Raw genomic sequence first — 13,102 nt, forward strand, 5'->3', positions numbered from 1 at the left:
AAAAGGGGGACAGACAAGGGCCGCCTGCACCCCAACCGATTAAACTTTTGCGTTGCTGTCCCCCTCCTCGATCAGCGCCTTCTGCGCCACTACCGCGGCTTTTTGCTGCATCCGGCTTTGCATCTGGTCAATGATTACCGCGACAATAATCACGATGCCTTTAATCACCATTTGCCAGAATTCGCTGACCCCCATCATGATTAAACCATCAGCGAGAAAGCCGATAACGAAGGCCCCCACCAGCGTGCCGAGAATGGTGCCGCGCCCCCCTGCCAGCGAAGTACCGCCCAGCACCACTGCCGCGATGGCGTTCATTTCAAACGAGGTGCCGTTGGCGGGATGGCTGGCCACCAGCTGCGATGACACCACAATCCCGGCGATCGCTGCACAGAATCCGGACAAGGTATAAACCCAGATTTTCACCTGCTTCACCTTCACCCCGGAGAGTTCTGCCGCCCGCTCGTTATCGCCAATCGCATACACCTGGCGGCCAAACGGCAACCGCCGGGCGATATAGGCGATCACCAGCGCCAGCAGCACCATCATCCAGATGGCCCACGGCAGGCCGAGAAAGTACCCGGCACCGATTTTGTCAAAGCCGGTATTGCCGAGCAGCGGATTGCCTTGCAGGCCAGGAAACGTCTCGCCGCCGGAGGTGAGCATCGCGGTACCGCGCAGGATGTACATGGTGCCAAGGGTGCAGATAAAGGGTGCGACGTTATAGCGCGTAATGATCCAGCCGTTGGCGGCACCAATTAAGGCTCCTGCCAGCAAAACCAGCGGCACAATTACCCACACGCTGGGGAAGATGGCGATACCAAACATTGGCAGCACGATACCTTTGGTGATGAGCCAGCCCGCGATCATGCCGCACAACCCGAGCGTCGCACCGATGGAGAGATCAATACCGGCGGTGATAATGACAAAGGTGATACCCAACGCCAGGAAGGCGTTGATGGCGATATGCTTCACCATAATCACCATGCTGCCCAGTGCGAGAAAATCCGGCACCGTCACCGAGAAGAAACCCACGATCAGGAACAACGCGATAAAGGTGCGCAGTTTTAACAGCAGCAGGATCAGCCCTTCGCGTGAGTTAAAGGCTTTTGCTGGCTGGGCGGCGAACGCCACGGCGCTGTTGCTTTTCATCTTCAGAACCCCTGTGCGCTTGCTTTAACCAGCGCCGCTTCTTCTGCTTCTGCGCGCGGAAGATCGGCTGTAAGTTTGCCGCCGGACATCACCAGAATACGGTCGGCCACGGCCATGATTTCTTTCAGATCGGAGGTGGAAAACAGCACCGCAATGCCCTGCTCCGACAGGCGCACCATCATGCGGAACACCTCTGCTTTGGCCCCGACATCAATGCCGCGGCTCGGTTCGTCCAACAGCAGCAGGCGCGGATTGGTTAACAGCGAGCGACCAATCACCACCTTCTGTTGATTACCGCCGCTTAAGGCGCTGATGGCCACCTCCGGCGATGACACTTTGATCGCCAGATTGCCCACCGTGCTGTTCACCGCTTCGCGCTCCGCCTGCTGGGCAATGACCATGCGGTGCGACAGGCGTCGCCACAGGCTGGCGATGGTCAGATTGCTGGCGACAGAAGAGATGGGAAAGATCCCGGCACGTTTACGATCTTCCGGCACCAGGCTCATCCCCATGCGGATACGTTCTGCGGTTGGCAAACGCGTAGGCAACGGCTTGCTATCGAGCCATAGCTTGCCGAGATAGTTACGCTGGCTACCCAGCAGGCACTCGAACAGCTCGGTACGCCCGGCACCCATTAGCCCGTAGATGCCGACAATCTCCCCGGAACGCACATGGAAGCTGACATCATCCACCAGCGTGTTGCCATTCGGGCTGACACAGGTGATGTGTTCTGCCTCCAGCACCGCCGCGCCAAACTGGCGATTCGGCGGCAGAAAGTTGCTAACCGGTTCGCTGCCGAGCATCTCGCGCACAATCCACGGCACATCGATCTCGCTCACCTGCGCTTCCGCCTGAAAGCGACCGTCGCGCAGAATGGTGATCACATCACCAATCGCCATCAGCTCCTCCAGCCGGTGCGAGATATAAATAATCGAGACGCCCTGGCGCGTCAGTTCACGGATCACCCGGAACAGAATCTCCACTTCGGTTTTACTCAGCGCCGAGGTGGGTTCGTCGAGGATCAGGATGTCGGCGTCCTCCGCCAGCGCTTTGGCGATTTCCACCAGTTGCTGCTGTCCGACTTTGAGGTTGCCCACCTTTTCCTGCGGCGAGATCGGCTGATCAAGGCGCTGCATCAGCGCGGCGGTGCGGCGCGCCTGTTCTGCTTCGTTGATCGGGCGGATACCACGCTGAATCTCGCGCCCGAGAAAAATGTTTTCAGACACGCTGAGGTTTTCAAACAGGTTCAGCTCCTGATGCACCATGCCGATGCCGTGTCGTGCCGCATCGCGTGTACTCGCGAACACCACTTTCTGTCCGTTAAGAAACATTTCGCCGGTAGTAGGCTGCTGGACTCCGGCAAGAATTTTCATCAGCGTCGATTTACCGGCACCGTTTTCGCCGATAATGACGTTCACTTTGCCGCGCCAGACACGATAATCCACCCGATCCAGCGCCAGCGTGCCGGGGAACAACATCGAGATATGATTCGCCTGCAGGATAATTTCGTCGCTCATCATCCGTTCCCCTGTTGCAACTGCACAGCCACCACTTCATCCACCGTACCCGGCCCCATGGTGACCGCCAGAATCGCCTGTAGCGGTTTACCCACCCAGCTGGCATCCACCGTGGGTAGCTGTTTCACCGCGTGGCGATTGAGTGCTTTGGTCAGCTGTGCGTACTGCACCTGATTGGTGAACTCTTCGAAACGGAAGCCCGCCGCATCACGAATCGCATTGCTGCGCAACACCGGACCGATCAACACCTTCACCGGTTTACCATTGATGGTGACGGTCAGGACGCGCTCGCGATCGTTGCTGCTATCCAACGCCGTCACCATGCCGCCGGCGCGCACAAACACGCTTTCGCTGGTGCCCGCTTTCAACGTATGGCTTTTGGTTTCCATATCACCCCAGCTCAGCGCCTGTTTTTCTGCTGGCTGTGCGACCCGGCTTTGCCAGCTTTCTTCCGCGATTTGCTGCGGCGTCTGATTGGTGTAACCCGGTTTCGCGTGGGGATCTTTCGGCATGATGGGATTGCCGTTTGCATCAAGATCCACCACGGTGCATGCCGTCAGCAGCAACGTCAGCGCCGCCATGATCAATCTGCCTGCTGCCTTGCCCTTCATGCCGACCTCCGCGTTACTGCGCCAGACGGAAGGTTTTCAGCTTCGCAGCGTTGCTGTCGTCGATCAGCACGCAATCCATCAGCTGTTTCTCTTCCTTCTGCGCTTTGCCGTGGGTCAGGTAGTAATCCGCCTGTTCCACCGCCATCTGCGCCTGATCCCAGCCCGGCTGTAATACCGTGGCTTTGATATTGCCTTTATTCAGGATCGAGTCGCGGGTGTAATCGCTGCCGTCAAAACCGACCACAATCACGTTGGTTTTGCCTGCGGCTTTCAGTGCGGCTTCCGCACCCAGTGCCATGGTGTCGTTACCAGAGATCACCCCGACAATATTCGGGTTCTTCTGCAGAATGGTTTCCATGCGACTAAAGGCTTCAGTCTGGCTCCAGTTGGCGCTCTGCTGTGCCACCATTTTCATGTCTGTGTAATCATCCAGCACATCGTGGTAGCCCTGCGAACGCACGCCAGCATTGGTGTCGGATTCCTTACCCAGCAGCTCAACATAGTCGCCCTTTCCGCCCAGCAATTTAGCGAACTTCTCTGCGCCCAGCTGCGCGCCCTGATAGTTGTTGGAGACGATTTGCGCTACCGCCACACCGGTTTTATTGATTTCACGGTCAATCAGGAAGGTGGGGATACCGGCATCTTTGGCTTTCTGTACCGGCCCGACGGTGGCATCCGCCCCGGCGTTATCCAGGATGATCGCTTTGGCTTTGCGCGCAATGGCCGTTTCGATCAACTGGTTTTGCTTGTTGACGTCATCATCGTGTGAAGCGACCAGCGTGGTATAACCGAGGGCTTTGGCTTTTTCCTGCGCACCATCCGCTTCGGCTTTAAAAAACGGGTTATCGTGTGACGGGGTAATAATGGCCAGCAGGCCCTTATCCGCCGCCTGCGAGGCAGCAGACAACGTCAGGAGTGAAGCCAGCAGGGTAACTTTGACGAGGTTCGCGTTCATTGGTTTTTCTCCGCTTGAATATATATTCAATTGCGATTTTATATGCATAATGACTATGCACCCGCCAATGGATGTCGTCCAATGCCGGATCCTGAAAAAGCGAAAACGATCACAAATTGTTCTGCGTTGTTATTTTTGAGCGGGTGATTAACAATACCAGGCAGATCTGAAGAGGGAAAAAACCATGGCAAAACAGGACGAACAACGGCTGATGGTGAAAATTGCCACCCTGTATTACCTCGAGGGGATGAAGCAATCGGACATCGCGCAGTTGCTGAAACTGTCGCAATCCTTTGTCTCACGCATCCTCAACCGCAGTGTGAAAGAAGGTGTTGTTAAAATCAGTGTGGTACCCCCGGCCAACGTGTTTCCCGAGCTGGAGAAAGCCATTGAGCAGGCTTACCAGCTGCCGCAGGCGATTGTGGTGGATGTACCGGAGCAGGCATCCGCCCTGCAAATTAAGCAATCCATTGGCTCGGCGGCGGCACATTATCTGGAAACCCGTTTACGCGCCGATGAGTTGATCGGCATCTCCTCATGGAGCGGCACCATCCGCGCCATGGTGGATGCGCTGCATCCGCTTAATGCCCCCTGTCGTGGCGTGATCCAGCTGCTGGGCGGTGTGGGGACCAACGGCAATGTGCAGGCCACCATCCTGACGCAAAATCTGGCGGCGCTGTTGAATTGTCCGGCATGGCTGCTGCCGTCTCAGTCGATTGAACATTCAGTGCAGGATCGCCAGCGCTTGTCGGTTAACCCTGATGTTGCGGTGGTACTGGAGAAATTTGAGCAGGTGGACCTGGCGATTGTCGGCATTGGCGATCTCGAACCCTCGGCGCTGCTGCGTAATTCCGGCAACTATTACGACGAAGAGATGTTGCGCACCCTGGCGCAACGCGGTGCGGTGGGCGATATATGCCTGCATTACTTTGATGCCGAGGGGAAACCGGTGCTGAGCACGGCAGAAGATCCGGTGATTGGGATGGAACTGGCGCAGGTCAAAAGTTGCCCGCAGGTGGTGGCGCTGGCCGGTGGTAAGGAAAAAGCCCAGGCGATTCGCGGCGCATTACGCGGCGGCTACGTGAATGTGCTGATTGTCGATTATCCCACCGCCAGACTTCTGCTGGAGGGATAATCGTCAGACGTTAACCGATGGTGCGATACGCTGTGGTGACTTTCCACAAATAACGCGGTGCCTGGGCCGCCGGATGTTTGTTCTGCACATGCTGATAAAACTCGTCAGGACTCATGGCATTGATCATCGCAATGGCGCGGTCACGGTCACGCGAGAAGGTGCGCAACAACGCCCCTGCCCCGTTGGCATAGGAGACAATGGTGGCGTAACGCAATGTTAGCGGATTACGGATGCCTGCTAATTCTGATTCCTGCAGGATACGGATATAGGCGGTGCCGATATCAATATTTTTTGCGGGATCGCGGAGTTCAGAGGAGCTTGGCTGACCACGACGTCCCTGGGCGCGATACACCGCACGGCCCGCTGTGGAGGCTTTAATCTGCATGAGCCCAACCGCATTGGAGCGGCTGGTCACGGTGGGGTTTCCCCCCGACTCGACACTAATAATGGCGCTGATTAACTTCTCATCAACACCATAATGACTGGCGGCATCTTCAGTAAACATGGACCATGCGTCATTAATTTTCGACGGTGGTGCCTGGGTTAAAGGTGTATTTTTCTCTGGAGTCACAACGGTTTGCGGTTCGCTGGCACATCCCGCCAGCAACAGCGCAGAGAGCATAAGTAGTCGGATTTTCACTGAATTTTGTATTCCGCAATAGATTCGGCGCAAGCTATCATACCTGGCTTACGACCAGGTAAAATTGCCGTTTGTCCTAAATACGTAAAAAACCTTGCCAGATCGTGACTTCCGTAACGCATTTCGTCATCATCGGCAAGCCAGCCCACAGCAGGATGAGAGTTATGGTTGCCCCCCGTTCGATACGTCTGATCGCCCCTTCCGGTTACTGCCACAATCAGGATGCCGCCCAGCGCGCAGTGACGCGTTTGCAGGCTGAGGGGCATCATCTTGAAAATCAAACCGTCATTGCACGCCGTTTTCAGCGTTTTGCCGGTGATGACCAACAACGGCTGGACGACGTCAATCAGCTGGCCTCACTCAGCCCGTTGCCGGACATTGTGCTGGCGGTACGCGGCGGTTATGGTGCGTCACGGCTGCTGGATAACCTTGACTATGTGGGTTTACAGCGCCAGTTGCTGAACCAGCCGGTTGCCTTGTGTGGTCACAGCGATTTCACTGCCATTCAGCTGGCGTTGCTGGCGCAGACCGGGCTCATCACTTTCAGCGGACCGATGCTGGCAGGCAATTTTGGCGCCGAGGCATTATCTGATTTTACCGTTAGCCACTTTTGGCAGGCGCTGACATCACCTACAGTCAATCTTAACTGGCGTAGCAGCAGCCCAGATGAAGGACGCTGGCAGGGAACTTTATGGGGCGGCAATCTGGCGATGATTTGCTCGCTGATTGGCACCCCCTGGTTGCCGCAGATTGAAGATGGCATTCTGGTGATCGAGGATGTGAATGAACATCCTTTCCGCATTGAACGCATGCTGATTCAGCTGCATCAAAGCGGCATCCTGGCGCGGCAAAAGGCGATCGTTACCGGCAGCTTCACCAGCACCTCCCTTTCTGACTACGACAACGGCTTTGATTTTGCCACCGTCTGGCAGCGTATCCGGGATGAGTATCAGCTACCGGTGATCAGCGATTTGGCTTTTGGTCATGCAGCCGACACCGTCACGCTCCCCCTTGGTGCCAGCGCCAGTTTGCAGATTCGTAACGGAGAAGCTCAGTTCGCCTTTACCGGCCACCCGACATTGCGCTAACGGCATTGCCGCAGGAGACCGACAATGAAGCCGCTATACGACGATTTGTGGATCTCCACACCTGAATTTCCCGCCGAAGAGGCGGAAAGTGATCTGATGATGCATGGGTTTATGCTGCGCCATCCGCGCGGCAACCTGCTGATTGGCCGGGTTGAAAACCCGCTCGATCACGAAGTGCTGGCCGATACTGGCGGTGTCATTCGTCATTATCTCACCCACTGGCATGAGGCCGCGCCGGGTGCGCTGGTGATTCAGCAGCGTTTTAATAGCGCGCTATATTGTCACAACCGCGCGCTTGGGCCCGTCAGCCGAGTGATAGAACCGGATGACACCTTCAGCCAGCAGGAAGCGCATTTCGGCGATTTTCATCTGTTACCCACCCCTGGCCACACCCCCGGCAGCAGCAGTTATCTCTACCACTCTCCGTATGGGCGTACCTATTTGTTTGTGGGGGATACCCTGACGCGTGAACATAACCGCTGGATTAGCGTACTGGTGCCGGAGAGCAATCCGGCTGAGCTGCTCCAGTCACTCGATCTGTATCGTTCATTGCGCCCGGACGTGGTGTTGATGAGCACCACGCGGGGTCATCTGGCATGGCAGAAAATGACGCTGCAAAGCTGGCTGGCGGCCATTGATGAAGCGGAACAGGCGCCGCTGGATTTACGCCAGCAGCCGCCGGGGTAATCAGAGGGTTTTGCTCAGATAATGACGCTGATGGTGGCGCGGATAGTTATCCAGGCTAAAACGTAGCGTATAACCCAGTTTTTCGTAAAAAGGTCGGGCCTGGAAGCTGGCGGTATCCACCTGGGCATAACAGCAGCCACGCGCACGTGCTTCTTCTTCCGCCGCCTGCATCAATTTACTGCCCACACCCTGACCACGCAGGGCATCACTCACCCACAACATATCAATGCGCAACCAGTTGCCAGCCGTGGAACCTGTCAGCCCGGCCAGTTTTTTACCCTCATCATCGGTGACAAACACGCCAATCGATTTCAATTCATCAATATTGATAAAGCGGCTGTTAAACGCAGTTAGCCCCAGTCGAACTTCATCAAGATCCTGATGTGTCACCTTTTCTGTAACCTTAAGTTGCATTGGCGGCTCCTTGTGGCGGCAATTCATTATGAAGGTGGATGCTGGTTATCGTCGTAACGCTCCAGCGAGAGGATATCAATATCGCGTTTTTCAGTGCGAGCGCAGGGCAACAGCTTATCGCTGCCGGCGTAAACGAAAAAGGTGTCGCCGTTGTTTTTATTGACGATCAACTGATCGCCATTGCGGAAGCGGGTGATTGCCACCTGATCACCATCCTGCAAATGGGTACGTTGCTGACCAGCCGCAATCTGGAAATGGTGTGTCGGCCACATCAACATGCTAAGACCGTACTCAGCACGCGACACCGTCATCGTGGGCCGTCCCGGACAGGTGACCTGGAATTCGCTTTCACTCCAGGCGGGTGCGATCTGGCACGCCACCAGGCCAGCGACAATAGCTATCGCCTTCATTGGATTCTCCGCTGAGGTTAGATAATGATTTCATTGGGGTTTTACGGAGGGTATCACAGAATACTGCGTTGCGGCGCTAAATGGCCCGCCAGATGCGGGCCGCAACGTTATCGCACGACTAAATCATTGATCGACTGAAGACATGTCTTTGATCTGACTTTGATTTATCTGCTGTTCTTTGCCGTAGATATCTTTGTAAGTAATCATGCCAGTGTCCTTATCCACCACCGGTTTGCCCTCGGTGACAATGGTTTGACCATCATTGGTATGCATAACATGATCAGAAGCACAGCCTGCCAGCAGCAGACCCAGACTAAAAGTACCAATCAGAAACAGTGTCTTTTTCATCTCATCCTCCTTTTGGACTCATCATCAGGTTTAGCACAGCCGGAGGACAATCGAACCAGGATAAGGATTAATGTGACCCCAACCGCTTTTTTCTCTGCCGGAAATCCGACCATCATATGAAAAACCGTGTCCGGGAAAACTCACGAAATAATCATGAAGCCGCTTTATCTGGTCATTCTAGAATCGTCAGGGCAACACATCCTACTTTAATGGCAAATGAGGAATAACATGAACGACTTCAATATATCCCGTGGCGAATTCTATCGCACTCACCGTGATGAACCACCCAAAGCAAAATGCTTTAGTGGCCTGCTGGGTTGCAAAAAAGCCAGCAATAATAACCAGATCAACATGGAAAGTTATACAAAATATAATGTCAACCATGACGAAATTGATGGCGTTCATATCCATGCCGAACCCGTAAAAGAAGCGCACCTGATGGCCACGCTTGATGCCGTAGATAAAACCATGAATGACATCATTACAGAACGTAAGAAAGAAGGGAAAAATCCACCTCTATTTTTTATCTGCTGGGATCATGATAATACATTAAAGCAACGCTCTTCCGATGGTGGTCAGGTGCTGGTTGGCACACCCGATGAAAACAAACAGCAGCTTGTCATTAACCGTTTCAGGGAAGTCAATGAAAGAGCGGCCTTTCGCTGCGTCATTTCCTGCCGACTTGGCGCACCCGAAAATGCCTGTGATATCCCGGAATTTTTAGCCAAATATGGTCTCTCTGATGCCTTATCAAAGGAAACATTTTTTGAACCTGTTCCAGAAAAAACACAGGGAAGATTTCCACAATTCACTTACGCTTTAACAGATCGTGTAGATAATAAAAACATCGATGTTCCTTACCAGGACGCTGTTTATATTGACAAATATGGAGCATATAAAATGCCAATTGCCTGCAATATCGTCGAAGCATATTGCAACAGGAACAACGTATCTGATGAAGATGTTATTATTCTCTTCCCTGACGATACGCCAACACAGCATGAGTTTGCTGAATACTATATAACGGGTACGCCGCAAAAAGTTACCTGCGTTTCAATTTTGGCAGCAAGACCTTCCAGTACTTAAATAAAGGGTACCTCCGGTCGAGAGCAGAAATGCCTGATCCCTGTGATTTTACACAGTATAAAACCCGATAATGCGTTATTATTGCGACCGGAGGATATTATGAGAGATGAAAACGCGCTGTTTGCTCGCCTGGCGCAATCGCCCTTTCGCCGTCGCTTCCATCTGGGAGCGAAAGAACGTCAATATTGTCTGGATAAGGGACCGGATATCATCGACCAGCACGCTACGGATTTTATCGCGCGTCGTCTGGCGGAAGCCGAACCGCACAACGATGGCAAGCAGACGCCGATGCGCGGTCACCCGGTCTTTATCGCCCAACATGCGACCGCAACCTGTTGTCGCGGCTGCCTGGCGAAATGGCACGGTATTGCCGCACACCAGCCACTTTCCGTGGAGCAGCAGCATTATATCGTGCGGGTGATCCACCGCTGGCTGGTGGGAGAAATGAATCAGTGAAGAAACTCGCGCCGTGTGGACCTGACGGCGCGCTGCTGGCCCTACTCTTCGGCGGCAACCTCAGCCGCCACTAACATCAGCGCCAGACCGGCGTCATCAGGATTGAATTGCTGCATCACCTCACGCAGCGCCGAAACACAGTTCATGACCTGCTGTTTTTGATCGGCTTCGAGTTTATCAATGGCGTGCTGAAGAATCATTAGACTGGCTTCTTCTTCTTTCATTACTTTTCCCTTGTTCTGCTAAGCTGATGCGCAATGTTGGCAAGAATACCGTTTATCTGCTAGCAAAGTCACCCTTTAACATTCCCCTCGCTTAACGATTACACAAATAGCAAATGGGAAGCGGCACCAGACCTGCTATGATCAGCATATCGTGGTCATTGTGCAGACTTTGCTGCCACGGCAAACCAGGGATCGAATCAGGAACAGGACCATGTTGCGAATCACCGTAGTTCTCACCTTATTGTTACTGGCTGGCTGCAGTTCCACCCCAAAAGGCGTGGATTGTCCCGGCGAGGTCACCACCATTTATGGCCAGGCGATGGGCAACACCGAAGCGCGTATTTTTGACCTGGTTAACGCGTTTTCTGTCACCAAAGATGATGTCACCGTGCAAAGCGGCAGATTGCACTCCTCTGACCGTTTTCAGTATGTTCCCTCGGCAGTGACGCCCGAAGGCTATTACGCCCAGCGACTGTCGGATAAACAGTTCCGTCTAATCAACCCCTATCAAAACACCATGATCACCTGGACATGCCCGTAAGCCGTGCGTCGCAGGTTAACGTTTCATTTATCTTTTCTCTGACAGGAGTCACTATGAGATTTGCTGTGCGTGTTGTATCGCTGTTGTTTGTTATCACCCTGCCGTCTCTGGCCTTTGCCGACGATTGCTGGCAAACGCGAGCCGGTATCGATATGGGTTCTGGCACCACCAAAATTGCCGTCACTGAAGTCAATATCTGCCAGCATCAACTGGGAAAAGTATTATTTGAGGACCAGCGCCCGATTGGTTTCAACGACGCCCTGGCCCACTCCGGCAACAATCAGCTGGATGAGGCGATTCAGCAGCAGGGATTGCATGCCTTACAACAGCTGGTGACGCAAGCGCAACGCTATCATCCACAACGTATCAGCGGCGTTGCGACTGCCGTTTTTCGTTCTGCCGGTAACGGCCAGGCGGTGATTGATCGTTTCAATCACCAGGCGGGCGTGCAGCTGAAAATTATCAGCCAGCAGCAGGAAGCTGAGCTGGGTTTCCGCTCCGCTAAAGCGGCCCTCAATGACCCTAAACTCCGCGATGAAGATCTGTTGGTGTGGGATATTGGTGGCGGCTCAATGCAGATGACTGCCTGGCGCGAAAAGCAGGGGAAAGCGGTATCCGATGTGTATCAGGGTAAGCTGGCGTCGGTGACGCTGAAAAATTTCATTGTTGATGTGTTGAAAAACCAGCCTTCCGCGACCTCTCCGAATCCCATCGGCTCCTGGCGCCCTTCCGTACTGCGTTTTGTCGAGTTTTATGCCCACAACGATGTCCCGGCGCAAATTAAACAGGACCTCCGCAACCGTCGGGTGATCGGTATCGGGGGTGTGCACGGTTTTTCTATTAAGAATCAGCTGAAAATCAGAGGCAATCAATACGATCTGGCAGCGCTAGAGCAGGCGTCAAAGCAACAGGTCTGGAAAGGCGATAGCGAACTGACTGGCGATTATCGCGCCACCGACGTGAGCAATTTGCTGCTGGTCGAAGGATATATGCGCGCTCTGGACATTAAGGATGTCACGGTGGTGAAAGCCAGCCTGATTCAGGGTGTGCTGCTGGAATAAATCAGGCCGGACGTCCGGTATTTTTATCATGGCTTGACCAGCCGGATAGCATGTTCCAGCATACGTTGCTCATCGCGCTCATCATGGGCGCGATGGTGGCGGGTCCGCTTCAGCAGGTCAGTGATTTCTTCTCTTTTGGTTTCGTGCCCGCATTCCGCCAGCACAATCACCGCATCACCAATCACCCGGCAAACTTCGTCATAATCGTCCTCATTCAATACGTCACGTTTCATCACTCCTCCTGACGCTGGTTACCTGTACCAAGCCTGGACAGAATTCCGCTTTCCTGCAAACCCCTGTTACAACCCGTTGTTCTTCACGGTTGCTGGTGACGTATTCCCTGACTACGCTGAAAGAGAGATTCACAACCATCAGGGAGTCATTTATGACTGGAAAAGCGGAAGCAAAACTGAATGAAGCAGCAGGGGCAGTAGAAGAGAAAGTGGGAGAAGTCACTGGTTCTCGCCGCCATCAGCTCAAAGGCGCAGCCCGACGTTATCCGGCAAAAGCCAGCTATGCGGCCCAGGATGCTGCTGATTGCGTCATTAAAAGCGTACGTGAAAATCCGGTGACCGGATTAGCACTGGCAGCCAGTGTCGGCATAGTCGTCGGTTTCCTGCTGGGAAGGAAATAAGCATTTCAGGTTGCGCATGGAGGCGCAAATATCATCCTGCCGACTGTTCCTCTCTTTTTATTATTCTGCCCTACTTAGAAATTTCTCCTACCACTTCTCTCATTCTTATTATTGCAAAGAACTTCCTCAAGCTCCTTTTGACATAT

The 13,102-nt window shown here is 53.8% G+C and carries 18 protein-coding genes; 8 read left to right on the forward strand and 10 right to left on the reverse strand.

What is annotated here, in order from left to right; all coding sequences use genetic code 11:
- Positions 1–39: 39 nt before the first annotated feature.
- The 4 genes from RCF31_RS05045 to RCF31_RS05060 are packed head-to-tail and all read right to left on the reverse strand — an operon-like array spanning position 40 to position 4,232.
- Entirely contained in the window at positions 40–1,149 is a 1,110-nt protein-coding gene (locus RCF31_RS05045; protein WP_416412698.1) for an ABC transporter permease, read from the reverse strand.
- Positions 1,150–1,151: 2 nt separating this feature from the next.
- Positions 1,152–2,666, reverse strand: a complete 1,515-nt coding sequence (locus tag RCF31_RS05050; protein ID WP_299453146.1) for a sugar ABC transporter ATP-binding protein — start codon at positions 2,664–2,666, stop codon at positions 1,152–1,154.
- Positions 2,666–3,277, reverse strand: a complete 612-nt coding sequence (locus RCF31_RS05055) for a DUF2291 family protein (RefSeq protein ID WP_299452194.1) — start codon at positions 3,275–3,277, stop codon at positions 2,666–2,668. The genes RCF31_RS05050 and RCF31_RS05055 overlap by 1 nt, the downstream gene beginning before the upstream one ends.
- Before the next feature lie 13 nt (positions 3,278–3,290).
- Entirely contained in the window at positions 3,291–4,232 is a 942-nt protein-coding gene (locus tag RCF31_RS05060; RefSeq protein ID WP_299452191.1) for a D-ribose ABC transporter substrate-binding protein, read from the reverse strand.
- Positions 4,233–4,416: 184 nt separating this feature from the next.
- Here RCF31_RS05060 and RCF31_RS05065 point away from each other — a divergent pair, with 184 nt between their 5' ends.
- Positions 4,417–5,367, forward strand: a complete 951-nt coding sequence (locus RCF31_RS05065; RefSeq protein WP_299452188.1) for a sugar-binding transcriptional regulator — start codon at positions 4,417–4,419, stop codon at positions 5,365–5,367.
- A 10-nt stretch (positions 5,368–5,377) separates the two neighbouring features.
- On the opposite strand, the gene emtA is transcribed toward RCF31_RS05065, so the two are convergent.
- The gene (emtA, locus tag RCF31_RS05070; protein ID WP_244193611.1) at positions 5,378–5,989 is read right to left on the reverse strand and encodes a membrane-bound lytic murein transglycosylase EmtA; all 612 of its coding nucleotides are present in this window, start codon (positions 5,987–5,989) and stop codon (positions 5,378–5,380) included.
- 182 nt (positions 5,990–6,171) lie between these two features.
- On the opposite strand from emtA, the gene ldcA reads away from it, so the two are divergent.
- Both ldcA and RCF31_RS05080 read left to right on the forward strand, forming a co-directional pair.
- On the forward strand, positions 6,172–7,095 hold the full coding sequence (gene ldcA, locus RCF31_RS05075; RefSeq protein WP_299452185.1) for a muramoyltetrapeptide carboxypeptidase: 924 nt from the start codon (positions 6,172–6,174) through the stop codon (positions 7,093–7,095).
- Positions 7,096–7,119: 24 nt separating this feature from the next.
- On the forward strand, positions 7,120–7,782 hold the full coding sequence (locus tag RCF31_RS05080; protein WP_084873943.1) for an MBL fold metallo-hydrolase: 663 nt from the start codon (positions 7,120–7,122) through the stop codon (positions 7,780–7,782).
- On the opposite strand, the gene RCF31_RS05085 is transcribed toward RCF31_RS05080, so the two are convergent.
- From RCF31_RS05085 to RCF31_RS05095, 3 genes are all read right to left on the reverse strand, one after another.
- Positions 7,783–8,196, reverse strand: coding sequence for a GNAT family N-acetyltransferase (locus RCF31_RS05085; RefSeq protein WP_416412699.1), 414 nt, complete (start codon positions 8,194–8,196; stop codon positions 7,783–7,785). It abuts the gene before it with no gap.
- Positions 8,197–8,222: 26 nt separating this feature from the next.
- Complete coding sequence (locus RCF31_RS05090; protein ID WP_416412700.1) at positions 8,223–8,606, reverse strand: hypothetical protein; 384 nt, start codon at positions 8,604–8,606, stop codon at positions 8,223–8,225.
- 123 nt (positions 8,607–8,729) lie between these two features.
- Positions 8,730–8,954 carry a YgdI/YgdR family lipoprotein gene (locus RCF31_RS05095; protein WP_084873940.1) on the reverse strand — a complete coding sequence of 75 codons (225 nt, stop codon included), beginning with the start codon at positions 8,952–8,954 and terminating at the stop codon, positions 8,730–8,732.
- A gap of 228 nt (positions 8,955–9,182) precedes the next feature.
- On the opposite strand from RCF31_RS05095, the gene RCF31_RS05100 reads away from it, so the two are divergent.
- Entirely contained in the window at positions 9,183–10,040 is an 858-nt protein-coding gene (locus tag RCF31_RS05100) for a hypothetical protein (RefSeq protein ID WP_416412701.1), read from the forward strand.
- Between the two features lie 99 nt (positions 10,041–10,139).
- Positions 10,140–10,496, forward strand: coding sequence for a DUF4186 domain-containing protein (locus tag RCF31_RS05105; protein WP_416412702.1), 357 nt, complete (start codon positions 10,140–10,142; stop codon positions 10,494–10,496).
- A gap of 41 nt (positions 10,497–10,537) precedes the next feature.
- Here the strand turns inward: RCF31_RS05105 and RCF31_RS05110 are convergent, their stop codons facing one another.
- Entirely contained in the window at positions 10,538–10,720 is a 183-nt protein-coding gene (locus tag RCF31_RS05110; protein ID WP_299452167.1) for a hypothetical protein, read from the reverse strand.
- Between the two features lie 211 nt (positions 10,721–10,931).
- Here RCF31_RS05110 and RCF31_RS05115 point away from each other — a divergent pair, with 211 nt between their 5' ends.
- Positions 10,932–11,261, forward strand: a complete 330-nt coding sequence (locus RCF31_RS05115) for a hypothetical protein (RefSeq protein WP_416412703.1) — start codon at positions 10,932–10,934, stop codon at positions 11,259–11,261.
- 53 nt (positions 11,262–11,314) lie between these two features.
- Positions 11,315–12,322: a Ppx/GppA phosphatase family protein gene (locus RCF31_RS05120; protein ID WP_416412704.1), complete on the forward strand. Its 1,008-nt coding sequence runs from the start codon at positions 11,315–11,317 to the stop codon at positions 12,320–12,322.
- A 26-nt stretch (positions 12,323–12,348) separates the two neighbouring features.
- Here the strand turns inward: RCF31_RS05120 and RCF31_RS05125 are convergent, their stop codons facing one another.
- Positions 12,349–12,555 carry a DUF2767 family protein gene (locus tag RCF31_RS05125; RefSeq protein WP_299452160.1) on the reverse strand — a complete coding sequence of 69 codons (207 nt, stop codon included), beginning with the start codon at positions 12,553–12,555 and terminating at the stop codon, positions 12,349–12,351.
- Between the two features lie 152 nt (positions 12,556–12,707).
- On the opposite strand from RCF31_RS05125, the gene RCF31_RS05130 reads away from it, so the two are divergent.
- Positions 12,708–12,956 carry a DUF883 family protein gene (locus tag RCF31_RS05130; protein WP_084873934.1) on the forward strand — a complete coding sequence of 83 codons (249 nt, stop codon included), beginning with the start codon at positions 12,708–12,710 and terminating at the stop codon, positions 12,954–12,956.
- Positions 12,957–13,102: the final 146 nt, after the last annotated feature.

This window comes from Pantoea sp. App145, assembly GCF_047947045.1.
Classification (GTDB): Bacteria; Pseudomonadota; Gammaproteobacteria; order Enterobacterales; family Enterobacteriaceae; genus Pantoea.

What these genes read in the sequence shown, in the direction of transcription:
- RCF31_RS05045 (WP_416412698.1), bottom strand. Translation starts at nt 1,149, where the DNA reads ATGAAAAGCAACAGCGCCGTGGCGTTCGCCGCCCAGCCAGCAAAAGCC.
- RCF31_RS05050 (WP_299453146.1), bottom strand. Translation starts at nt 2,666, where the DNA reads ATGAGCGACGAAATTATCCTGCAGGCGAATCATATCTCGATGTTGTTC.
- RCF31_RS05055 (WP_299452194.1), bottom strand. Translation starts at nt 3,277, where the DNA reads ATGAAGGGCAAGGCAGCAGGCAGATTGATCATGGCGGCGCTGACGTTG.
- RCF31_RS05060 (WP_299452191.1), bottom strand. Translation starts at nt 4,232, where the DNA reads ATGAACGCGAACCTCGTCAAAGTTACCCTGCTGGCTTCACTCCTGACG.
- RCF31_RS05065 (WP_299452188.1), top strand. Translation starts at nt 4,417, where the DNA reads ATGGCAAAACAGGACGAACAACGGCTGATGGTGAAAATTGCCACCCTG.
- emtA (WP_244193611.1), bottom strand. Translation starts at nt 5,989, where the DNA reads ATGCTCTCTGCGCTGTTGCTGGCGGGATGTGCCAGCGAACCGCAAACC.
- ldcA (WP_299452185.1), top strand. Translation starts at nt 6,172, where the DNA reads ATGGTTGCCCCCCGTTCGATACGTCTGATCGCCCCTTCCGGTTACTGC.
- RCF31_RS05080 (WP_084873943.1), top strand. Translation starts at nt 7,120, where the DNA reads ATGAAGCCGCTATACGACGATTTGTGGATCTCCACACCTGAATTTCCC.
- RCF31_RS05085 (WP_416412699.1), bottom strand. Translation starts at nt 8,196, where the DNA reads ATGCAACTTAAGGTTACAGAAAAGGTGACACATCAGGATCTTGATGAA.
- RCF31_RS05090 (WP_416412700.1), bottom strand. Translation starts at nt 8,606, where the DNA reads ATGAAGGCGATAGCTATTGTCGCTGGCCTGGTGGCGTGCCAGATCGCA.
- RCF31_RS05095 (WP_084873940.1), bottom strand. Translation starts at nt 8,954, where the DNA reads ATGAAAAAGACACTGTTTCTGATTGGTACTTTTAGTCTGGGTCTGCTG.
- RCF31_RS05100 (WP_416412701.1), top strand. Translation starts at nt 9,183, where the DNA reads ATGAACGACTTCAATATATCCCGTGGCGAATTCTATCGCACTCACCGT.
- RCF31_RS05105 (WP_416412702.1), top strand. Translation starts at nt 10,140, where the DNA reads ATGAGAGATGAAAACGCGCTGTTTGCTCGCCTGGCGCAATCGCCCTTT.
- RCF31_RS05110 (WP_299452167.1), bottom strand. Translation starts at nt 10,720, where the DNA reads ATGAAAGAAGAAGAAGCCAGTCTAATGATTCTTCAGCACGCCATTGAT.
- RCF31_RS05115 (WP_416412703.1), top strand. Translation starts at nt 10,932, where the DNA reads ATGTTGCGAATCACCGTAGTTCTCACCTTATTGTTACTGGCTGGCTGC.
- RCF31_RS05120 (WP_416412704.1), top strand. Translation starts at nt 11,315, where the DNA reads ATGAGATTTGCTGTGCGTGTTGTATCGCTGTTGTTTGTTATCACCCTG.
- RCF31_RS05125 (WP_299452160.1), bottom strand. Translation starts at nt 12,555, where the DNA reads ATGAAACGTGACGTATTGAATGAGGACGATTATGACGAAGTTTGCCGG.
- RCF31_RS05130 (WP_084873934.1), top strand. Translation starts at nt 12,708, where the DNA reads ATGACTGGAAAAGCGGAAGCAAAACTGAATGAAGCAGCAGGGGCAGTA.